Here is a 21,672-nt window from a genome sequence, read left to right on the forward strand (position 1 = left end):
ATCGCGGCACTTCCCGCGGAGCGCTCAGTGCGCCGGCGCGATCTCCTCGCCGGCTTCCATCGGGTGCGTGACGTCCTGGGCGTCGCGCTGTGTGCCGAGGTGGTTGAAGACCAGGTTGAGCACCACCGCGGCCACGCAGCCCGTCGAGATCCCCGAGTCGAGCACGATCTTCGCCGTTTCGGGGAACGCGTGGTAGAACTCCGGCGCCGTGATCGGGATGATCCCGACGGCCAGTGAGACGGCCACGATCAGGACGTTGTTGTCCTTGTCCAGACCGGCCCGGACCAGGGTCTGGATACCGCTCGCCGCGACCGATCCGAACAGGACCACGCCCGCGCCGCCGAGCACCGGACGCGGTACGACGGCGATGAGCGAGGCGGCCATCGGACACAGGCCCATCAGCACCAGGAAGGCGCCGCCGGTGGCGACGACGTACCGGCTGCGGATCTTCGTCATCGCGACCAGGCCGATGTTCTGGGCGAAGGCGCTGCACATGAAGCCGTTGAAGAGCGGGCTGATCGCCGAGCCGAGGGTGTCGGCGCGCAGGCCCGCCGCGATGGTCTTCTCGTCGGCCGGGCGGTCGACGATCTCACCCAACGCCAGCATGTCCGCGGTCGATTCGGTCATCGAGACCGCCATCACCACGATCATCGACACGATCGCGGCGACCTGGAACTGCGGGGCGCCGAAGTGGAACGGCGTCGGGAAGCCGACCACGTCCGCGTCCGCGACCGGGCCGAAGTCGGTGACACCGAACGGGATCGCGATGAGCGTGCCGATGACCAGGCCGAGCAGGACGGCGATCTGCTTGACGAAGCCGCGGGTGAAGCGGCGCAGCAGGAGGACGATGACGAGCGTCGCGGCCGCCAGGCCGAGATAGGTGGTCGAACCGTAGTCCTTCGCCGCGGGGTTGGGCCCCTGCGCCCAGCCGAAGGCCACCGGCAGCAGTGAGATGCCGATGAGGGTGATGACCGTGCCGGTGACGACCGGCGGGAAGAAGCGGACCGCTTTGCTGAAGAAGGGGGCGGCTATGAATCCGAGCAGGCCCGCGACGATCACCGCGCCGAAGATGACCGGCAGTGCGTCGGACTTGTCGTCGGTGGACGCCACGATCGCGGTCATCGGGGCCACGCCGGCGAAGGTGACGCCGTTGACGAAGGGCAGCCGGGCACCGATCTTCCAGATGCCCAGGGTCTGCAGGAAGGTGGCGAGGCCCGCGGTGAAGAGACAGGCGCCGGTCAGGAAGGTGAGTTCGGTTCCGGAGAGGCCGATGGCCGCCCCGACTATCAGGGGCGGGGCGACGACTCCCGCGTACATGGCGGCCACGTGCTGGAGGCCTGTGGTGGCCATTTTGAGTGCGGGGAGCTTTTCGTCAACGGGATGGGCGGTCACGGCTGTTCCTCCGGGTCAGCTAACACGTCGGCTCTGACGTGGGTTTCTTGGAGGTGGTGCGCGGGCATGGGGCACCTCCCGCTCGAGCGAAGTCGAGAGTGGGGGAGGGACCGGAGGACGGGGACGTACAAGAGGTGCGGAGACCGTTCCGGGGCGCGCGCGTGTGGCGCACGCCCCGGACACGGCCGCCATGAACCCCGCTCGGGTTCACGGCTGCCGGCCAGGAGCCGTCCCTCCCGGCCGGAGTCAAGTGCCGTACTTCAGTACGGTGTTCAGTGACCGGCGATCTTCGCCAGGCGCTGCGCCTGCTCCCGCGTGGAGCGCGCGATCGCGTCCTCGTCGACGTGCAGCAGACGGTTGTTCTCGACGATCTGGCGGCCGTTGACGAAGGAGGCCGTGACCGGGGCGGCCGCACCGAAGACCAGCGCGGTGACCGGGTCGGCGATGGAGGCGTGGGCGAGGGTGTCCAGCTTCCACAGCACCAGGTCGGCGAGCTTGCCCGGCTCCAGCGAGCCGATCTGCGAGGCGCGGCCGAGGACCTGGGCGCCGCCGTACGTCCCGAGGCGCAGGGCCTGGCGGGCGTTCAGAGCCGCTTCCCGGTGCGCACCGAGGCGGTTGATGAGGAGCGCGTTGCGCAGTTCGGTGTGCAGTTCGCCCGACTCGTTGGAGGCGGTGCCGTCGACGCCGAGTCCGACCGGCACGCCGGCCTTCAGCATGTCCGGGACCCGTGCGATACCGGCGGCCAGACGGGCGTTCGACGAAGGACAGTGGGCCACACCCGTCTTCGTCCGGGCGAACGCGGCGATGTCGGAGTCGTTCATGTGGACGCAGTGCGCCATCCACACGTCCTCGCCGAGCCAGCCGGTGGACTCGAAGTAGTCGGTCGGGCCCATGCCGAACAGTTCCTTGCAGAACTGCTCCTCCTCGACGGTCTCCGAACCGTGGGTGTGCAGGCGCACGCCGAGTCGGCGGGCCAACTCGGCACCCTGCTTGAGCAGTTCGGTGGAGACGGAGAACGGCGAGCAGGGGGCGACGGCCACCTGGGTCATGGCGTCGAAGGAGGAGTCGTGGTGCTCCGTCACGGTCGCCTCGGTCGCGGCGAGGGCGCCGTCCAGGGTCTCGACGGCGAAGTCCGGGGGCAGGCCGCCGTCCTTCTCGCTGCGGTCCATGGAGCCGCGGGCGAGGGTGAAGCGGACGCCCATCTCGCGGGCGGCGCGGATGATCGAGCCGGACAGGTCGCCGGAGCCCTGCGGGAACACGTAGTGGTGGTCCATGGCGGTCGTGACACCGCCGCGGGCCATCATGCCCAGCGAGCCCTGCGCGGCCGAGTACGTCATCTGCTCGTCGATGCGCGCCCACGTCGGGTACAGCGCGACGAGCCAGTCGAAGAGGTTGTGGTCCGTGGCCAGGCCCCGGGTGATCCACTGGTAGAAGTGGTGGTGCGTGTTGACCAGACCCGGGGTCACGAGATGACCGGAGGCGTCGATACGGCGTACGACGTTCTCCAGGCCCTCGGGGGCCCTGCCCGAGCCGAGCGCCTCGATGCGGTTGTCGGCGATGACGACGTAACCGTCGGCGTACTCGGTGTCGTTGTTGTCGACGGTCGCGATCGAACAGTTCTCGATGACGATGCGCTGGGCTGCTGCCATGGTTCGCCCCTTTGTCCTGAGGGTGTGCTGATGTGGAGAGGGCACGGCAGGACCCCGGGGATTTGAGTACCGCGGCCGGGGAGCCTCATGAGTGAGCCCGCCCCGCCGACCGCGGGTGCCGATATGGAGTTGCGGTCTACAGGTTGGTGAGGTCCACCGGGATCTTCGGCTCGCAGCCGTCCCGCAGGATCGTCGCCTCGATCAGGCCGTAGGGCCGGTCGGCGGCGAAGTACACCTCGTTGTCGTTCTTGAGCCCGAACGGCTCCAGGTCCACGAGGAAGTGGTGCTTGTTCGGGAGCGAGAAGCGCACCTCGTCGATCTCGCTGCGGTTGTTGATGATCCGCGAACCCATCTGGTAGAGGGTCTGCTGGAGCGAGAGGGAGTAGGTCTCGGCGAAGGCCTGGAGCATCTGCTTCCTGGTCTGCTCGTAGGACTTCTCCCAGTTCGGCATCCGCTGCTCGTCGTCGGTCCAGTTGAACCGCCAGCGCGCGGAGACCTGGGTGGCCAGGATGCGGTCGTAGGCCTCCTGGAGCGTCGTGTACTTGTCCTTGACGTAGCCCCAGAACTCGGAGTTGGTCGAGTTCATCACGACGAGGTCCTTGAGGCCGGAGACGACCTCCCACTTCTCACCGTCGTAGGTGATCTGCGTGACCCGGGTCTCCTGGCCCTTGCGGACGAAGGAGTGCTTGACCTCGTCCGCGCCGATGAACTGCGAGTTGGCGTCGGAGGCGGCGATGCGCTCCCAGGCGTACTCCTCGATACGGATCCGCGCGACCTTGATCGGCTCCTGCGAGGTCACGAAGTGGCGTGCGAGGTGGATGCCGAACTGCTCGGCCGACTCGATGCCGTGTTCCTTGGCGAACGCGTACACCGTGTTCTTGGTGGTGTCGGTCGGCAGGACGTGGGCGTTGGAGCCGGAGTAGTGGACCTCGTCCATGTCGCCGGAGAGCGCGACCGAGACGTTGAGGTCCTTGATGTGATGGGTGGCGCCGTCCCGCGTGATCTTTACGACTCGGTTCTCGGCCTTGCCGTACTGGTTCTGTCCCAGGATCACAGGGTGGGCAGGGCGGGAATTGAGTGTCATTTAGCTAGCTCCCTCGGTAAACGGAGTAGCCGAACGGGTTGAGCAGCAGCGGTACGTGGTAGTGCTCCCCGGGCTGCACGGCGAAGGTGATCGCCACCTCGGGGAAGAACACGGCACCGCTGTCCCGACTCGCGGGGGCGTCCTGCTGCGCATCGGCTTGCTTCTTTTCGAAGTACGCCTCGACCGCGAAGTCGAGCCGTACGTGGGTGGTCCCCTCCGGCAGGGCCGGGAGGTCCTTGCACCGCCCGTCCGCGTCGGTCGCGGAGCCGCCGAGCGCCTGCCAGTCCGCATCCCGGCCGCTGCGGGCCGTGAGCTGGATGGCGACGTCCTGCGCGGGGCGGCCGATGCTGGTGTCCAGGATGTGCGTGGACACCGAGGCGGTGGTCGTGGTGCTCATGCTGCGTCAGTCCTCTTCGACGAGTCGGGCGAGCCGGATACGGTTGATCTTGCCCAGCTCGGTGCGGACGATCTCCCGCTCCTGCTCCGGCGAGTTCCCGATCCGCTCCTTGACCGCGTCGCGCATCTGCTCGCCGGTCCGGCCGGTGGCGCAGATGAGGAAGACATGGCCGAACCTCTCCTGGTAGGCCAGGTTCAGTTCCAGCAACTCCGCCTTGAGCTCCTGGGAGGCGCCGGCCATGCCGCGCTGCTCCCGCGCCGAGGTCGGGTCGCCCTCCTTGGGGCGGCCGATGGGCGGGTGCCCGGCCATCGCCTCCTCCAGATCCGCCGTGGTCAGCTCGGCCATGGCGGCGTCACTGGCGGCGTAGAGGGTGTCGACGGTGGGATACGGGCGGGCGGCGAGCAGCCGCTGCGCCCATGCCGTGGAGGCACACGCCTCGTGGAGAGCGACGAAGGCCGCATGCTCCTCGAGGGCGTTGAACCGGGTAAGGCCCGGCGGCGTGGAAGTCGAAGTCACGGGAGCCTCCGTGGCCGCGAACGGCCTTCGTACTGAACGGGCTTCCGTTAGCTAACGCCCTTCGATACCCGACGTCAACACTTTGTTGAAAATTCCGGGTTACGAAGCCCGCGGAGGTGCAGGTCAGACATCTTTGTCGCGATTGAGGTAGTTGTAGACCGTGAAGCGGCTCACCCCGAGCGCGCTCGCCACGGTCTCCACGCCATGCCGTACGGAGAAGGCGCCACGCGCCTCCAATATCCGTACGACCTCCTGCTTGGCCTTGCGGTCCAGGTCGGCCAGCGGCTTGCCCTGCTTGCGCTCCATGGCGGCGAGGATGTGATCGAGGGAGTCCGCGAGCTGCGGCAGGCGTACGGCGACCACGTCGGAGCCGCCCCAGCTGAGCACGACGTCGTCGGGGCCGGCCTCGTCGGGCGGGACCATCTCCCCGCCCATGGCGTCGACCAGCGGCTTCACGGCCGTGATGAAGGGCTCGTCCCCCGTGCCGGTCACTGCTCGCCCTCCCCGATCACATTGACCTGGAGCGAGACCCGGGTGGCGCCGGCCGCCAGGGACTTGCGCAGCAGCGCGTCGACAGCGGTGAGCACGGCGTCGGCACCGCCTTCCACCGTGTTGCCGAACGGGCCGACGTCCACCGCGTCGAGTTCGGCACTCTCGACCACCTCGCGGGCCGCGACCGCGTGCGCGGGCGCCTCGTCCAGGTCGAACGGCTCGGTCGTGAACTCCACTCTCAATCGCACGCGCACAACCTAACGCGCGGCACGGACTTCCGCCGACCCCTCTTGACAAGCGACGACACCCGACGGCAATCTTCCATTAGGCAGAAACAAACTTCCGCAATACGGAATCACTCGCCACGGAGGGGAGCGCAGGTCCACATGCCGGCTTTTGAATTGGGCACAGGCGCAGAGCAGCGCTTCAACGTCAACCTGTCGATCCTCTTCACGGAACTCCCGCTCCTGGAGCGCCCCGCGGCCGCCGCCGCGGCGGGCTTCACCGCGGTCGAGCTGTGGTGGCCCTGGATCGGCTCCCCCACCCCCGAGCAGTCCGAGCTCGACGCCCTGAGGAAGGCGATCGAGGACGCGGGCGTCCAGCTCACGGGGCTGAACTTCTACGCCGGCCGGCTGCCCGGCCCGGACCGCGGCGCCCTGTCGCTCCCGGGCGAGGAGTCGGAGCGGTTCCGCGCCAACATCGACGTGGCCGCCGACTTCGCGCAGTCGCTGGGCACCAAGGCGCTCAACGCCCTGTACGGCAACCGCGTCGAGGGCGTGGACCCGGCCGAGCAGGACGCGCTCGCCCTGGAGAACCTGGTCCTCGCGGCGCGGGCGGCCCACCGGATCGGCGCGATCCTGCTGATCGAGGCGCTGAACAAGCCCGAGTCGCCGCTGTATCCGCTGGTGTCGGCGCCGGCCGCCGTCGGGATCGTCGACAAGGTCAACGAGGCGACGGGACTGGACAACGCGCGCTTCCTCATGGACCTCTACCACCTGTCCATGAACGGCGAGGACCTGCCGTCGGTGATCGAGGAGTTCGCCGCGAAGACCGGCCACGTCCAGATCGCCGACAACCCGGGCCGCGGCGCGCCGGGCACGGGGACGCTGCCGCTGGAAGAGCTGCTCGACCAGCTGAGGAAGGCCGGTTACGAGGGCATGGTCGGCCTGGAGTACAAGCCGGGCGACCGTCCGAGCTCCGAGGCCTTCGCATGGCTGCCGGCCGAGGCCCGCGCGGCCCGCTGAGCGCCACCCCGCAGACGTAGAGAAGTTTCCGAGAGAGGCACCCCCATCATGAGCAACCTCCCCAAGATCGCGTGGATAGGCCTCGGCATCATGGGCTCCCCCATGTCCGAGAACCTGATCAAGGCGGGCTACGACGTCACCGGCTTCACGCTGGAGCAGGACAAGCTGGACCGCCTGGCCGCCGCCGGCGGGACGGTCGCCGGTTCGATCGCCGAGGCAGTCAAGGACGCCGACGTGGTCATCACGATGGTGCCGGCCTCCCCGCAGGTCGAGGCCATCGCCTACGGCCCCGAGGGCATCCTGGAGAACGCGAGGTCCGGCGCTCTGCTGATCGACATGTCCTCGATCACCCCGCAGACCTCGGTCGACCTGGCGAAGGCGGCGAAGGACAAGGGCGTCCGCGTCCTGGACGCCCCGGTGTCCGGCGGCGAGGCCGGCGCCATCGAGGCCGTGCTGTCCATCATGGTCGGCGGCGAGCAGGCCGACTTCGACACCGCCAAGCCGATCCTCGACGCCCTCGGCAAGACCATCGTGCTGTGCGGTCCGCACGGCTCGGGCCAGACCGTGAAGGCCGCCAACCAGCTGATCGTCGCCGTGAACATCCAGGCGTGCGCCGAGGCCGTGGTCTTCCTGGAGAAGTCCGGCGTGGACCTCAAGGCCGCGCTGGACGTCCTGAACGGCGGACTCGCGGGCTCGACCGTGCTGACCCGCAAGAAGGACAACTTCCTCGGCCGCGACTTCAAGCCGGGCTTCCGCATCGACCTGCACCACAAGGACATGGGCATCGTCACCGACGCCGCCCGCAACGTCGGCGCGGCCCTGCCCGTCGGCGCGGTCGTCGCCCAGCTGGTCGCCTCGCTGCGTGCGCAGGGCGACGGCGGACTGGACCACTCCGCACTGCTTCGGGCCGTGGAGCGCCTCTCCGGCGCCCAGGTCTGACCGAAGACCCCGGGCGGCGCCGCCGCTGACAACTGTCCTGTCGCGCCCAAGCGGCGACGCCGCCCGGAATCAACCTCGACAAAAGACCGAGCATCTTCAACAAAGTGTTGACGTCCAGATCACCCCAAACCTAGGCTCCACAAAGCGGAAGTTCCTTTCCGAAGCCTCCGCTGACTCTCGTACGGAAGGTCCTTGATGTCGCAGCGCGTGCTCACGACAGAGTCCGGCGCCCCGGTCGCCGACAACCAGAACTCCGCCTCCGCCGGCGCCGGCGGTCCGCTCCTCCTCCAGGACCAGCACCTGCTGGAGAAGCTCGCCCGCTTCAACCGTGAGCGCATCCCGGAGCGCGTGGTGCACGCCCGTGGCTCCGGCGCGTACGGCTACTTCGAGGTGACGGACGACGTCACCGGCTTCACGTACGCCGACTTCCTGAGCTCGGTGGGCAGGCGCACCGAGGTCTTCCTGCGCTTCTCGACCGTGGCCGACTCGCTCGGCGGCGCGGACGCGGTGCGCGACCCGCGCGGCTTCGCGCTCAAGTTCTATACCGAGGCGGGCAATTACGACCTCGTCGGCAACAACACCCCGGTGTTCTTCATCAAGGACCCCATCAAGTTCCCGGACTTCATCCACTCGCAGAAGCGCGACCCGTTCACCGGCAGGCAGGAGCCGGACAACGTCTGGGACTTCTGGGCGCACTCCCCCGAGGCCACGCACCAGATCACCTGGCTGATGGGCGACCGCGGCATCCCGGCGTCGTACCGCCACATGAACGGTTACGGCTCGCACACCTACCAGTGGACGAACGCCGAGGGCGAGGCCTTCTTCGTCAAGTACCACTTCAAGACGAACCAGGGCGTCCGCTCCCTGTCCGCCGAGCAGGGTGCCGAGCTCGCGGGCAAGGACCCGGGCTCGCACCAGACGGACCTGCTGCAGGCCATCGAGCGGGGCGTGAACCCGTCCTGGACGCTGTACGTGCAGATCATGCCGGCGGCCGAGGCGGCGGACTACCGCTTCAACCCCTTCGACCTCACCAAGGTGTGGCCGCACCAGGACTACCCGCTGCAGCGCGTGGGCCGCCTCGTCCTCGACCGCAACCCGGACAACGTCTTCGCCGAGGTCGAGCAGGCCGCGTTCTCCCCCAACAACTTCGTGCCCGGCATCGGTCCTTCGCCGGACAAGATGCTCCAGGGCCGGCTGTTCGCCTACGCGGACGCCCACCGCTACCGTCTGGGCGTCAACCACACCCTGCTCGCGGTGAACGCCCCGAAGGCGACGACCGCGCACAACTACGGGCGTGACGGTCTCATGGCGTCCAACTCCCAGGGCCGCGCGGCGAAGAACTACGAGCCGAACTCCTACGACGGCCCGGTCGAGACAGGCCGCCCGCTGTCGGCGCCGCTGGCCCTGAACGGCTGGACGGGCACGCACGAGGCCCCGCAGCACACCAAGGACGACGACTTCTTCCAGGCCGGTGAGCTGTACCGCCTGATGTCCGAGGACGAGAAGTCCCGGCTGGTCGCGAACATCGCCGGTGGCCTCTCGCAGGTCTCCCGCGACGACGTGATCGAGAAGAACCTGGCCCACTTCCACGCCGCCGACCCGGAGTACGGCAAGCGCGTGGAGGAGGCGGTCCGCGCCCTGCGCGAGGACTGAGCCTCCCTGGAAAGAGCTCCCTGCTCGCGCCCGAACGCCGAGAGACCCGGATGAGGGGTGGTCCTCGGTACGGGGCACGGGCAGGGTGCGGACCGCGGCGGCGTGCGAGCCAGTGCGGTGGTGAAGGACCGGACCCCCTTCTCGACCTGAGGGAAGGGCATCCCGGCTCCGTCGCTGCCGCCGCGGTCCCAGCAAAGACGAAGAGCGCCTGACACGGACGGTCCCGTGCGGGCGCTCTTTGCCGTCTCCGGGGTGCGCGCCCGGCGTTCGCGCAGGACGCTGGAGGCATGGCACATCCAGCGCACCATCCGCACGTCGTGGTGCATTCGCCGGCCCTGGACGGTTCCCGGCGGGTCACCGCGGACGACCACAACCTCGGTGTCGCCTCCCACCTGGACGACGTCGTGGAGCTGCTGCGCCTCGCCGATCTCGACGTGGTCGAGGTCGAGGTGAGCGACATCGTCGAATGGCAGGGCGGCGGCCCGGACGACTGGCCGGGCCTGTCCGAGCACCACGAGCACTGAGCACCGTACGCACTCGGCCCGCCTACGCCACCGGGCGTACGCGGGCTACGGAACCCTCAAATCAACCTCTGAACCCGCCTCCGGGGGCTTCAACAGCCCCCGGGTGCGGGCACATTCTCGTCTGCACGGGGCCCGCCGGCACGGGGGCGGCGGGCCCCGGCGGGGGGATCCACACCGGGGGGACGTGCCGAGGGGGCGGCCCAACCCCCCGGTCGGGCCGCCCCCTCGGGAGAGCGGTGGAGCTGTGCGGCCGGTCAGGCCTTGATCGGGATGATCGCGGTGGGCGCGTGGCCCGGTTCGGTCGCGATCTCCTCGAACTCCTTCACCGCACTGATGTCGGCGGTCGGGCTCATCGCGATGTTGGTCACGCGCTCCAGGATCGCCTCGACGACGACCGGCACCCGGTACCGCGCGGCCAGCTTCTTGGCCTCCTCGAAGGCCGGCAGGAGCTGGTCGGGCTCGGTGACGCGGATGGCCTTGCAGCCCAGCCCCTCGGCGACCTTGACGTGGTCGACGCCGTACACGCCCAGCTCGGGCGAGTTCTGGTTCTCGAACTCCAGGTTGACCTGGAAGTTGATGTCCAGACCGAGCTGCGCCTGCCGGATCAGCCCGAGGTAGGCGTTGTTCACGAGGACGTGGACGTACGGGATGCGGTGCTGCGCGCCGACCGCCAGTTCCTCGATCATGAACTGGAAGTCGTAGTCACCGGAGAGCGCGACGACCTGGGCCTCCGGGTCCGCGGTGGCGACACCGAGGGCCGCGGGGATGGTCCAGCCGAGCGGTCCCGCCTGGCCGCAGTTGATCCAGTGGCGCGGCTTGTAGACGTGCAGCATCTGCGCGCCGGCGATCTGGGAGAGGCCGATGGTGGTGACGTAGCGGGTGTCGGGCCCGAACGCCTTGTTCATCTCCTCGTAGACGCGCTGCGGTTTCATCGGCACGTTGTCGAAGTGCGTACGGCGGTGCAGGGACCCCTTGCGCTCCAGGTGCGAGGCGATCCACGCGGAGCGGTCGGGCAGCTTGCCGGCCGCCTTCAGCTCGCGCGCGACCTCCACGAACAGCTCCAGGGCGGCCTTGGCGTCGGAGGCGATGCCGTAGTCCGGGGCGAAGATCTTGCCGATCTGGGTCGGCTCGATGTCGACGTGGACGAACTTGCGGCCCTCGCGGTACACGTCCAGCTTGTAGCCGGTGTGCCGGTTGGCCCAGCGGTTGCCGATGCCGAGGACGAAGTCCGACTCTAGGAACGTGGCGTTGCCGTAGCGGTGACCGGTCTGCTGGCCGACCATGCCGGCGTTCAGCTCGTGGTCGTCCGGGATGGTGCCCCAGCCCATCAGGGTGGGCACGACCGGGGTGTCGGTGAGCTCCGCGAACTCGACCAGCAGGTCGGAGGCGTCGGCGTTGATGATGCCGCCGCCGGCGACGATCAGCGGACGCTCGGACTCCAGGAGGAAGGTCAGGGCCTTCTCGATCTGGGCGCGGCTCGCGGCCGGCTTGTAGACCGGGAGCGGCTCGTACGTCTCCGGGTCGAACTCGATCTCGGTCAGCTGGACGTCGATCGGCAGGTCGATGAGGACGGGCCCGGGACGCCCGGAGCGCATGAGGTGGAAGGCCTGCTGGAAGACGCCGGGAACCTGCGCGGCCTCCAGGACGGTGACGGCCATCTTGGTCACCGGCTTGGCGATGGAGGCGATGTCGACGGCCTGGAAGTCCTCTTTGTGGAGCAGGGCGGTCGGGGCCTGACCGGTGATGCACAGGATCGGGATCGAGTCCCCGATCGCGGAGTACAGACCGGTGATCATGTCGGTGCCGGCGGGACCGGAGGTACCGATGCAGACACCGATGTTCCCCGGTTGCGTGCGTGTGTACCCCTCGGCCATGTGCGAGGCGCCCTCGACATGGCGGGCGAGGGTGTGGTTGATCCCGCCGGAGGCCTTGAGCGCCGCGTAGAAGGGGTTGATCGCCGCGCCCGGCACGCCGAACGCGTTGCTGACGCCTTCGCGCTTGAGGATCTCGACTGCCGCGCGGGCAGCGGTCATACGAGCCATTGAGTACTCCTGCTTCGGCTGTCGGACGTGTACTCCCGTCGCGCCCCGCCGTGAGTACTTCCGTAATGCGGAAAGTAATTTCTACTATCTGGAAGCAATGTAGGTGGGGAGGCGTAGGTCGTCAAGAGACGGACAAGCGGGGGCTTCCTGGAGGACGATGGGCTCCATGTCCGAGAGCGTGGCGGTGCGCTGCCCGGTCTGCCGGCGCGAGCACCTCTTCACGGCGCCGGAGTATCCGTGCACGTGTGGCACACCCGTGGTGCCGCCGCTGGATCCGCGTGCCCGGGCGACGGCGATCTCGCACCGCTCCTGGGAGGACGACTGGGTCACCGTGCTGTGCGCCTCCTGCGGCCGCCGGGGCGAGTGGCCGCATCCGGAACTGGGCTGCCCGTGCGGGACGGTGCTGCGGATCCCGGTCACGGCGGGCGCCGCCGTCGAGCGGGTCGAGCCGACCCCGCGGCGGGCCTTCCAGCCGGTGACGATCCGCACGGCACGCGACGCGGTGACGGCCGCCGCGCTCTACCTCCGCTGGCTCGGCTACCGCGACATCCGCCGCGCCGACCAACGCCCCCCGAACGGCATCGGCATCGCCGCCCGCGGCCTCCTCGCCCAGGTCGACCCGACCGTCCGCCCGGCCTCCCTGCGCGACGTGGAGTGCCTGTGGCTGACGGCCATGACGGAATCCGCGACCTGCGTCTACTTCTCCCTGGCCGGCTACGCCACGGAGGCCCGCCCAGTGGCCGACGCCCTGGGGGTCCCCCTGTTCGTCCTGGACCTGACGGGAACCCCACAGCCGGTGAACAGCCTGGCGGACGACCTGGACTCGACGGGGACGTAGGCCGGGGCCGGACGGGCGGGGCGGGCAGGGCCGGGCACGAGGGAATGGCAGATTCGTCCCAGGGTCGGAGGTCGTCACCTGCGGGTTTGCGGGCGAGGCTGGGACAGATCTGCCAATCGCCGCCCGCCCCGCCCACGGGGGCGGGCGCGCGATGCGGGCCACCTAATCCCCACTGCGCCCGGACGCCCGCTCCGGCATACTCGCCGGATGCGTATCCGCCCCGTCACGGCCGCCGAAATCCCCGCTCTCCAGGGCATCGAGCGCGCCGCCGGCGCCCCCTTCCGCGGCCTCGGCATGGCGACGATCGCCGACGACGAGCCGCCTTCCCTGGACGTGCTGGAGCAGTACCGCCGGGCCGGCCGGGCCTGGGTCGCCGTCGACGCAGAGGACCGGCTCGCCGCCTACCTCATTGCCGAGCCCGTCGACGGCGCCCTGCACATCGAGCAGATTTCGGTCCACCCCGACTTCGCGCACCGCCGCATCGGCCGGACCCTCCTCTCGTACGCCGACGAGCGCGCCCATGAGGAGGGCCTGGCCGCTCTCACCCTCACCACCTTCGCCGAGGTCCCGTGGAACGCCCCGTACTACGAGCGCCTCGGCTTCCGCGTCCTGGAGGAGGCCGAGCTCACCCCGGGGCTGCGGAAGATCCGCGCCCATGAGGCCGGGCTCGGCCTCGACCGGTGGCCCAGGGTCTGCATGCGCCGGGACTAGTCCGCCGCGTACGTCTCCCGCAGCTCGATCTTGCGCACCTTTCCGGACACCGTCATCGGGAAGGACTCCAGCACCTGCAGCCGGCTCGGCACCTTGTAGTGGGCCAGCCGCCCCTCGCAGAAGGCCCGCACATCCTCCAGCGTCGGCGGATCCGCCGGGTCGCGCGCGATGACACAGGCCAGCACCTCCTCGCCGTAGCGCTCGTGCGGTACGCCGACCACCTGGACGTCGGCGATCTTGGGATGGGCGTAGAGGAACTCCTCGATCTCGCGCGGGTAGATGTTCTCGCCACCCCGGATGATCATGTCCTTGATCCGGCCGACGATCTCGACGTACCCGTCCTCCCGCATCACCGCGAGGTCCCCCGTGTGCATCCAGCGCCCGGCGTCGACGGCGTCGGCGGTCTTCTCGGGCTCGTTCCAGTAGCCGAGCATCACGCTGTAGCCGCGGGTGCACAACTCTCCTGCCGTGCCCCGGGGTTGGGTCACACCGGCCGGGTCGACGACCTTCACCTCGACGTGCGGCAGGACGCGGCCGACCGTACCCGTGCGGTGTTCCAGGTCGTCGTCGCGCCGGGTCTGCGTGGAGACCGGCGAGGTCTCCGTCATGCCGTAACAGATCGACACCTCGGCCATGTTCATCTCGCCGACCACCCTCTTCATCACCTCCACCGGGCAGGGCGAGCCCGCCATGATCCCGGTGCGGAGCGAGGACAGGTCGTACGACGCGAAGTCGGGGAGGTTCAACTCCGCGATGAACATGGTCGGTACGCCGTACAGCGAGGTGCAGCGCTCCTGCTGGACCGCCTCCAGGGTGGCCTTCGGGTCGAAGGACGGGGCCGGGATCACCATGCAGGCACCGTGGGACGTGGCCGCCAGGTTGCCCATGACCATGCCGAAGCAGTGGTAGAAGGGCACGGGGATGCAGATCCGGTCCTGCTCGGTGTAGGCGATCATCTCGCCCACGAAGTAGCCGTTGTTGAGGATGTTGTGGTGGGAGAGGGTCGCCCCCTTGGGGAAGCCCGTCGTGCCCGAGGTGTACTGGATGTTGATCGGGTCGTCGCAGGACAGTTCCTCGTACGGCACCGGCGTCCCCCGCGCGATCAGCGCGTCCCAGCCCGGGTCCCCGATGAACACGGTCTCCCTCAACTGCGGGCACCTGCCCCGCACTTCCTCCACCATCGCGCGGTAGTCGCTGCTCTTGTGACCGAGGGAGGCGAAGAGCAGGCGGACCCCGGCCTGGTTGAGGACGTACTCGACCTCATGGGTGCGGTACGCCGGGTTGATGTTCACCATGATCGCGCCGATGCGGGCGGTGGCGTACTGGACCAGCACCCACTCGGGACAGTTGATCGCCCAGATGCCCACCCGGTCACCCTTGGCGACACCGCTCGCGAGCAGCGCGTACGCCAACTCGTCGACGTCGGCCCCGAATTGGGCGTACGTCCAGCGCCGCCCTGACGGCACGTCGACGAGCGCCTCCCGGTCCGGCCAATTCGCCACCGCCCGGTCCAGGTTGGCGCCGATCGTGTCGCCGAGCAGCGAAGTCCCGCTCGTTCCGTGGCTGTACGACAGGGCTGTCATCGGAAGTCCTCCTCGCGGTACTCGGCGTCCGAGCCGGCGGCCGTGGCCTCGCGCAGCTCGATCCGGCGGATCTTGCCGGAGACGGTCTTGGGCAGCGGCGCGAACTCCAGACGGCGGATGCGCTTGTAGGGGGCGAGGACGTCACGGGAGTGCTCGAAGAGCACCTTCGCGGTGTCGGGCCCGGGCTCCCAGCCCTCGGCGAGGACGACGTAGGCCTTGGGCACGGCGAGGCGCAGCTCGTCCGGTGCGGGCACGACGGCCGCCTCGGCCACCGCCTCGTGCTCCAGCAGGGCGCTCTCCAGCTCGAAGGGGCTGATCTTGTAGTCGGAGGCCTTGAAGACGTCGTCGCTGCGGCCGATGTACGTCAGATAGCCGTCCTCGTCCCGCGCGGCGACGTCCCCGGTGCGGTAGTAGCCGCCGGCCATCGCCTCCGCCGTACGGTCGGCGTCGCCGTGGTAGCCGGTCATCAGCCCGACGGGCCGCGCCGAGAGGTCCAGCGCGATCTCGCCCTCGGTGGCTCCGGGCGCGCCGCTCACCGGGTCCAGCAACTCCACCCGGTAGCCGGGGCTCGGCCGCCCCATGGAGCCCGTCTTCAGCGGCTGGCCGGGGCTGTTGGAGACCTGGACGGCCGTCTCGGTCTGCCCGAAGCCGTCCCGGACGGTGACGCCCCACCCCCGGCGCACCTGCTCGATGACCTCGGGGTTGAGCGGCTCCCCCGCGGCCACCACCTCGCGCGGCGGTGTCCGCAGCTGGGTCAGATCGGCCTGGATGAGCATGCGCCAGACGGTCGGCGGGGCACAGAAGGTCGTGACGCCCGCGCGGTCCATCTCCGCCATCAGGCGGGCCGCGTCGAAGCGTGTGTAGTTGTGGATGAAGACGGTCGCCTCCGCGTTCCACGGCGCGAAGAGGTTCGACCAGGCGTGCTTGGCCCAGCCGGGCGAGGAGATGTTCAGATGCACGTCACCGGGCCGGAGACCGATCCAGTACATGGTGGCCAGGTGCCCGATCGGGTACGAGGTGTGGGTGTGCTCGACCAGCTTGGGTCGGGCGGTGGTGCCCGAGGTGAAGTAGAGCATCAGCGGGTCGTCCGCCCGGGTCTCGCCGTCGGACGTGAACCGCGGGGAGGCTTCGTAGGCGTCCTCGTAGCGCCGCCAGCCCCGGGGAGCGCCGCCGACCGCGATCCGGGTGTAGTCGCCGGGCACGTCGTCGAACTTGCCGGTGTCCTCGGCGCGTACGAGCACATGGCGGACCCCGCCGCGCTCGACCCGGTCACGCAGGTCGGCGGGGCCCAGCAGCGGCGTGGCCGGGATGACGACGGCGCGGAGCTTCATCGCCGCCAGGGCCGTCTCCCACAGCTCGGCCTGGTTGCCGAGCATGACGAGGACGCGGTCCTCGGCGTCCACACCCTGCGCGCGCAGCCAGTTGGCGACGCGGTCCGAGCGCTCGGACATCTGAGCGAAGGAGAGCCGGACCTCGCTGCCGTCCTCCTCGACGATGTGCAGGGCGGTCCTGTCGTTCCCTTCGGCGATGACGTCGAACCAGTCGAGCGCCCAGTTGAAGCGGTCGGGGCGGGGCCAGCCGAAGCCGTCGTAGGCCGTCGCGTAGTCCTCGCGATGCTGCAGCAGGAAGTCCCGCGCGCTGCGGAAGGCGGCCGTCGTCATGTCTTCTCCTCTGTGCCGGACCATTGCCGGGCGGCTCTCTGCCATCGTGTAATCCGTGATGCAGGTCTCACTACCCCCGAACGGGGGTGTGCGCTGCGGCGAAGGGACGAATGCGTGGCGGTGGACACGGCCGGGACGGTGGAGATTCGCGGTGCGCTGGCGCGGCTGCGGCGGACGACGGGGCTGCCCGTCGCCTTCGGCGGGCTGGTGGAGCCGGGGCGACCGCAGATGCGCATCAGTGAACTGAGCGGCACGGCCACGGCCGCGCTCCGCTCGCTCGCGGTGATCTCCGGCAGCGGCCTGGGCGGCAAGGCGGTCGCCCTGGCCCGTCCCTGCGCGGTGACGGACTACTCCTCCTCACGGCAGATCAGCCACGAGTACGACCTGCCGGTCGCCGCCGAGGGACTGCGGGCGATCGTGGCGGTGCCCGTGGTCGTACGGCGTCGGGTGCGGGGCGTGCTCTACGGGGCGCTGCGCGCCGCCCAGCCGCTGGGCGACCGCACGCTGAGCGCGGCGGTGGCCGCGGCGCGGGACGTGGAGCAGGCGCTGGTGGTGCGGGACGAGGCGCGGGGGCTGGTGGAGGCTTCGCAGGCGGCCCGTACGGTCGACCCCGTGGGCCGGGAACAGGTGCGGGAAGCGCATGCGGCCCTGCGGGCCCTGGCGTCGCGGATCACCGACCCGGTGCTGCGGGCCGAACTGCTGCACGCCTGCGGACTCCTGGCCCCCCGGGCACCGGCCGAGGACATCGCTCTCGCCCCCCGTGAGCTGGACGTCCTGGCCTGTGTGGCCGCGGGGGCGACGAACGCGGTGGCCGCCGAACGACTGGGGCTGCGGCCCGAGACGGTCAAGGGCTATCTGCGCTCGGCGATGCGGAGGCTGGGGGCGCACACCCGTGGGGAGGCGGTGGTGGCGGCGCGCCGGGCGGGGGTGCTGCCGTAACACAGCGTTGACAATTCATTCATGGAGCGGCACTTTGAATTTCTCCATGCTGCAAGGTTGTTATTTCCCTCACCGCGTCGTCGGTCCGAATTTCTAAGAGACCTTGCCTAGAATTTGGCCCGGACACGACACACGAGGGGAGCGGTGACCGTGCGACGGGACTTCAAGGAGCCTGCCAGATGCCGCCCCGACCTGGTCATCGGCCGGGACGAGGTGTTCGGCCAGGCCCGTGAGCAGCTCGCCCGGGGCGGCAGCGTGCTCCTGCACGGCCCGGCCGGAATAGGAAAGTCGACCGTCCTGCGGGCATTGGCCGCGGAAAACGGCGGCGCGGCCCGCACCGTGCTGCGCTGCTCGGCCACCGAGTCCGAATCCCACCTCCCCTTCCTCGCCCTCGCCGACCTGCTCGGTCTGGTCCTCGACGAGGTGTCCGGCAAGCTGCCCGCGGCCCAGCTCACCGCCCTGGAGTCGGCGCTCACCGGCCGCGGCGAGTCCACCCTGCAGCGCGACGGACTCGCCCTGCGCCTCGCGGTGCTCTCCGCGCTGCGCGCGCTCGCCGCCGAGGGACCCGTACTGATCGTCGCCGACGACGTGCAATGGCTGGACTCGGCCAGCGCCGAGCTCCTCGGCTTCGCCGCCCGCCGGCTCGGTGAGACACCTGTGCGCATGCTGAGCGCGGTGCGTACCGAGGGCCAGGAGTACGACCGTCATCTACGCGCGTCCCCGCCGGACACCCTCGCCCTGCGCGTCAACCCGCTCACCCGCACCCAGGTCTCCGAGCTGCTCGGCCACCGCGGCTACACCGGCCTGCCCCGCTCCACGGTCCGCGACATCCACCGCACCAGCGGCGGCAACCCGCTCTTCGCCCTGGAACTCGGCCGCGCCCTCAGCGAGAACCCCACCTCGCCCCGCCCGGGCGAGCCGCTGCCGGTGCCCACCTCGCTGCGCGCCCTCGTCCTGAACCGCCTGGAGATGCTCTCCGACGAGGCCCGTCGCACCCTCCTCGTCGCCAGCGCCGGCGCCCGCCCCACCCCCGCCCTGCTGCGCGCGGCCGGCCGCGAGAACGCGGAGGCCGAGACCGCCCAGGCGGCGGCGCTCGGGCTGCTGGCCACCGAACCCGAGGGGCCCGCCGTACGGTTCGCGCATCCGCTGATCTCGGCCGCGCTGTACGCGGAGGCGCCCGCACACGAACGGCGGGCCGCGCACGCCGCGCTGTCCGAGGCGGCCTCCGACCCGATCGAACGGGCCCGGCACCTCGCCCTGGCCACCACCGGCACCGACCCCAGGACCGCCAACAGCCTCGCCGAGGCCGCCGCCCTCGCCCGGGACCGCGGGGCCCCTTCGGTCGCCGCCTCCCTCGGACTGCTCGCCGCCCGGCACACCCCGCCCGACGGCACCCCGGACCCCGACGCGCGCCGGCTCCAGGCCGCCGAGGACGCGATCACCGCGGGCGAGCTGGACCTCGCCCGGGACATCGCCCGCGACGTGCTCACCCGGGCGACCGTGCCCGCGGACCGGGTGCGGGCCTGGATCATCGTGATCGACACGGCGGGCCACGCCATGACGGAGGTCGACTCGGTCTTCCCGCAGGCCCTCGCCGACGCCGGCGAGGACCCCAAGCTGCTCGCCCTGATCCACTACCAGCTGACCTGGCGGGCCCTGCTCGTGGACGGCGACTTCGACCAGGCCCGCGAGGAGGCCGCGCACTCGGCGGCGCTGGCCGCGCAGGCCGCCGACCGCTACAACGAGCTGATGGCGCTCGCCTTCCAGGCCCAGATCGAGACCCTGATGGGCCACCCGGACGCCCCCGCGACCATCAAACGCGCCCTGAAGGAACCCCAGGACCCCAGGGTGGCGTGCCATCACAACGGGGCCGGCTACTCGCGGTTCCGCTGGCTGATCATGAGCGACCAGCTGTCCGAGGCGCGCACGACGGTCACCGCGCTGCTGCGCGAGGTGCAGCGCCGCGGGTCCGTCGAGAGCGAGGTGCACTTCCTGCGCGGGGTCGCCGAGACCGAGCTGCGCTCCGGGCACTGCGGACGCGCCCTCGACCTCGCCCGGGAGAGCCTGATGCTGGCCCGGGACACCGGCATCGGCGAGGTGGCCTCCGCCGTGCTCACCTCGCTCTGCGAGGCCTCCGGCGGCGATGTCGAGCGGGCGCTGGAGCTGGCCCGGGAGGCGGTCGAGCACGCCGAGCGGGACGGCGACCAGATGTACGTCTCGCGCGGCCTGGCCGCCCTCGGGTACGCCCAGCTGGTGGCCGGGGACGCGGAGGGAACGGTGCGTTCGCTGCGCCGGGTGCGGGAGCTGGAGCACGGTCTCGGCATCACCGACCCGGCGCGCGGCCGCTGGCAGGGCGACCTGGCCGAGGCTCTCGTCCGGATCGGCGAGCTGCGCGAGGCGCAGGACGTCGTCGACGTGACCCGCGAGCAGGCGCTGCGGCTCGGCCGCGAGAGCGTGCTCGCCGTGCTGGACCGCGCGGAGTCGCTGGTGCGGGCCGCGCGCGGCGAACACGAGGCCGCGCTCGCCCGGTTGACGTCGGTGCAGGACCGGCTGGCCAAGCTGGGCTACGGCCTGGAGGAGGCCCGTACCGCCTTCGCGGTGGTCCAGCTGCGCACCGGGCTGCCGAGACCGGCGTCGTACGACGAGGCGGCACGGCTGTTCCGCCGCTGCCGGGCGCTGCCGTGGCTGCGTCAGGTGGACGCGGCGACCGCCCAGCCGGTCGTCGCGCCGGAGCAGTCCGCCCCCGTACCGACGGCGGACGCGCTGGATGGTCTCGCCTCGATGGAGCGTCAGGTCGCCGCGCTCGTCATGGAGGGCGCGACCAACCGGGAGATAGCCGCCCGGCTGTTCATCAGCGTCAAGACGGTCGAGGCGACCCTGACCCGGGTCTACCGCAAGCTGGGGATCCGATCACGGGTGGACATCGTGCGACTGGCGGCGGGGCGCCGCACCAAGTGAGGATCCGCGGGGTCTCCTGACCCCGCGGTGGTGTGCCGTGCTCCCATCGAGGGTTTTCCCTGTCCAACTCCCCTAGGGGGTTCCCTCATTGGGAAGGGGAACTTCCGAGTTCTAGGTTATGAACGTGCCGCTCGCCCGGGCATACGGGGGTCGGTCCCGCGGCCCCCGTACACCACCCCCCACACCCGCGCGACCCCCACCGGCAACCCCCACTGAGGAGACTCATGTTCGGGCTCAACCGCGCAAAGAAGACCGCCGCGCTCCTCGCGGCGACCGCTGCCGCCGCCGCGACAGCACTGATCGGCGCCCCCAACGCCGTCGCCGCTCCCCAGCCCATCGTCGGCGGTACGACCACCACGACGACCTCGTACCCCTTCATGATGCAGATCACGGACGCCTCGCAGAACCAGTTCTGCGGCGGCACCCTGGTCTCCTCCACCAAGGTCGTGACCGCGGCCCACTGTATGGTCGGCGAGACCACCAGCAGCGTGAGAGTCGTCGGCGGCCGCACCTACCTCAACGGCACGAACGGCACGGTCAGCCGGGTCAGCAAGATCTGGATCAACCCGTCCTACACGGACGCCACCAACGGTGACGACGTGGCCGTCCTCACCCTCTCGACGGCGATGTCGTACACCCCGGCGTCGTACGTCTCCTCGTCCCAGACCAGCGTGTACGCGGCCGGCACCACGGCCCGCATCCTCGGCTGGGGCACCACGTCGTCGAACGGCAGCTCCTCCAACCAGCTGCGCACCGCGACGGTGCCGATCGTCTCCGACTCCAGCTGCGCGAGCAGCTACGGCTCGGACTTCATCTCGTCCGACATGGTTTGCGCCGGATACACCTCCGGCGGCACAGACACCTGCCAGGGCGACAGCGGCGGTCCCCTGCTCATCGGGGGCGTCCTGGCAGGGATCACTTCATGGGGAGAGGGCTGCGCTCAGGCCGGTTACCCGGGTGTGTACACCCGGCTGACCACCTTCTCGAGCCTGGTGACCACGCAGGTCAACTCATAACCCGGAAGTTCTCCTGAGCACCCCTCAGGTGAAA

General features: G+C 70.2%; 19 protein-coding genes. 9 read left to right on the plus strand and 10 right to left on the minus strand.

Annotation, left to right across the window (positions count from 1 at the left end):
* Nucleotides 1-24: 24 nt before the first annotated feature.
* From TN53_RS32795 to TN53_RS32825, 7 genes are all read right to left on the minus strand, one after another.
* Nucleotides 25-1,392, minus strand: coding sequence for a nucleobase:cation symporter-2 family protein (locus TN53_RS32795; RefSeq protein WP_095046866.1), 1,368 nt, complete (start codon nt 1,390-1,392; stop codon nt 25-27).
* Nucleotides 1,393-1,664: 272 nt separating this feature from the next.
* Nucleotides 1,665-3,041: an 8-oxoguanine deaminase gene (locus TN53_RS32800; protein WP_046262404.1), complete on the minus strand. Its 1,377-nt coding sequence runs from the start codon at nt 3,039-3,041 to the stop codon at nt 1,665-1,667.
* Between the two features lie 136 nt (nt 3,042-3,177).
* Nucleotides 3,178-4,125, minus strand: coding sequence for a factor-independent urate hydroxylase (pucL, locus tag TN53_RS32805; protein WP_046262405.1), 948 nt, complete (start codon nt 4,123-4,125; stop codon nt 3,178-3,180).
* Between the two features lie 4 nt (nt 4,126-4,129).
* Nucleotides 4,130-4,522, minus strand: coding sequence for a hydroxyisourate hydrolase (gene uraH, locus TN53_RS32810; protein WP_046262406.1), 393 nt, complete (start codon nt 4,520-4,522; stop codon nt 4,130-4,132).
* A gap of 6 nt (nt 4,523-4,528) precedes the next feature.
* Nucleotides 4,529-5,038 carry a 2-oxo-4-hydroxy-4-carboxy-5-ureidoimidazoline decarboxylase gene (uraD, locus tag TN53_RS32815; protein WP_046262407.1) on the minus strand — a complete coding sequence of 170 codons (510 nt, stop codon included), beginning with the start codon at nt 5,036-5,038 and terminating at the stop codon, nt 4,529-4,531.
* A 123-nt stretch (nt 5,039-5,161) separates the two neighbouring features.
* Entirely contained in the window at nt 5,162-5,530 is a 369-nt protein-coding gene (locus tag TN53_RS32820; RefSeq protein WP_046262408.1) for a helix-turn-helix domain-containing protein, read from the minus strand.
* Nucleotides 5,527-5,778 (minus strand): thiamine-binding protein, encoded by a 252-nt coding sequence (locus TN53_RS32825; protein ID WP_046262445.1) that lies wholly within the window; start codon nt 5,776-5,778, stop codon nt 5,527-5,529. The genes TN53_RS32820 and TN53_RS32825 overlap by 4 nt, the downstream gene beginning before the upstream one ends.
* A gap of 138 nt (nt 5,779-5,916) precedes the next feature.
* On the opposite strand from TN53_RS32825, the gene TN53_RS32830 reads away from it, so the two are divergent.
* The 4 genes from TN53_RS32830 (at nt 5,917) to TN53_RS32845 (ending at nt 9,890) form a co-directional block, all read left to right on the plus strand.
* Nucleotides 5,917-6,774, plus strand: a complete 858-nt coding sequence (locus TN53_RS32830; RefSeq protein WP_046262409.1) for a TIM barrel protein — start codon at nt 5,917-5,919, stop codon at nt 6,772-6,774.
* 48 nt (nt 6,775-6,822) lie between these two features.
* Nucleotides 6,823-7,713, plus strand: coding sequence for a 2-hydroxy-3-oxopropionate reductase (locus TN53_RS32835; protein ID WP_046262410.1), 891 nt, complete (start codon nt 6,823-6,825; stop codon nt 7,711-7,713).
* Nucleotides 7,714-7,908: 195 nt separating this feature from the next.
* Complete coding sequence (locus tag TN53_RS32840; RefSeq protein WP_046262411.1) at nt 7,909-9,366, plus strand: catalase; 1,458 nt, start codon at nt 7,909-7,911, stop codon at nt 9,364-9,366.
* A 287-nt stretch (nt 9,367-9,653) separates the two neighbouring features.
* The gene (locus tag TN53_RS32845) at nt 9,654-9,890 is read left to right on the plus strand and encodes a hypothetical protein (protein ID WP_046262412.1); all 237 of its coding nucleotides are present in this window, start codon (nt 9,654-9,656) and stop codon (nt 9,888-9,890) included.
* A 254-nt stretch (nt 9,891-10,144) separates the two neighbouring features.
* On the opposite strand, the gene gcl is transcribed toward TN53_RS32845, so the two are convergent.
* Nucleotides 10,145-11,932: a glyoxylate carboligase gene (gene gcl / locus TN53_RS32850; protein ID WP_095046868.1), complete on the minus strand. Its 1,788-nt coding sequence runs from the start codon at nt 11,930-11,932 to the stop codon at nt 10,145-10,147.
* Between the two features lie 157 nt (nt 11,933-12,089).
* Between gcl and TN53_RS32855 the strand changes: the two genes are divergently transcribed.
* Nucleotides 12,090-12,770: a hypothetical protein gene (locus TN53_RS32855; RefSeq protein WP_046262414.1), complete on the plus strand. Its 681-nt coding sequence runs from the start codon at nt 12,090-12,092 to the stop codon at nt 12,768-12,770.
* Nucleotides 12,771-12,977: 207 nt separating this feature from the next.
* Nucleotides 12,978-13,481, plus strand: a complete 504-nt coding sequence (locus TN53_RS32860) for a GNAT family N-acetyltransferase (RefSeq protein ID WP_046262415.1) — start codon at nt 12,978-12,980, stop codon at nt 13,479-13,481.
* On the opposite strand, the gene TN53_RS32865 is transcribed toward TN53_RS32860, so the two are convergent.
* On the minus strand, nt 13,478-15,064 hold the full coding sequence (locus tag TN53_RS32865; RefSeq protein WP_046262416.1) for an AMP-binding protein: 1,587 nt from the start codon (nt 15,062-15,064) through the stop codon (nt 13,478-13,480). The genes TN53_RS32860 and TN53_RS32865 overlap by 4 nt on opposite strands.
* A complete protein-coding gene (locus TN53_RS32870; protein WP_046262417.1) occupies nt 15,061-16,725 on the minus strand; it encodes an AMP-binding protein in 1,665 nt (554 codons plus the stop codon). The genes TN53_RS32865 and TN53_RS32870 overlap by 4 nt, the downstream gene beginning before the upstream one ends.
* 114 nt (nt 16,726-16,839) lie before the next feature.
* Here TN53_RS32870 and TN53_RS32875 point away from each other — a divergent pair, with 114 nt between their 5' ends.
* From TN53_RS32875 to TN53_RS32885, 3 genes are all read left to right on the plus strand, one after another.
* Nucleotides 16,840-17,664 carry a helix-turn-helix transcriptional regulator gene (locus tag TN53_RS32875; protein ID WP_046262418.1) on the plus strand — a complete coding sequence of 275 codons (825 nt, stop codon included), beginning with the start codon at nt 16,840-16,842 and terminating at the stop codon, nt 17,662-17,664.
* Nucleotides 17,665-17,808: 144 nt separating this feature from the next.
* Nucleotides 17,809-20,622 (plus strand): helix-turn-helix transcriptional regulator, encoded by a 2,814-nt coding sequence (locus tag TN53_RS32880; RefSeq protein WP_046262419.1) that lies wholly within the window; start codon nt 17,809-17,811, stop codon nt 20,620-20,622.
* 224 nt (nt 20,623-20,846) lie between these two features.
* Nucleotides 20,847-21,638 (plus strand): S1 family peptidase, encoded by a 792-nt coding sequence (locus TN53_RS32885; RefSeq protein WP_046262420.1) that lies wholly within the window; start codon nt 20,847-20,849, stop codon nt 21,636-21,638.
* The last annotated feature ends 34 nt before the right edge of the window (nt 21,639-21,672 follow it).

This window comes from Streptomyces sp. WM6386 (assembly GCF_000972385.1).
Taxonomy (GTDB): domain Bacteria; phylum Actinomycetota; class Actinomycetes; order Streptomycetales; family Streptomycetaceae; genus Streptomyces.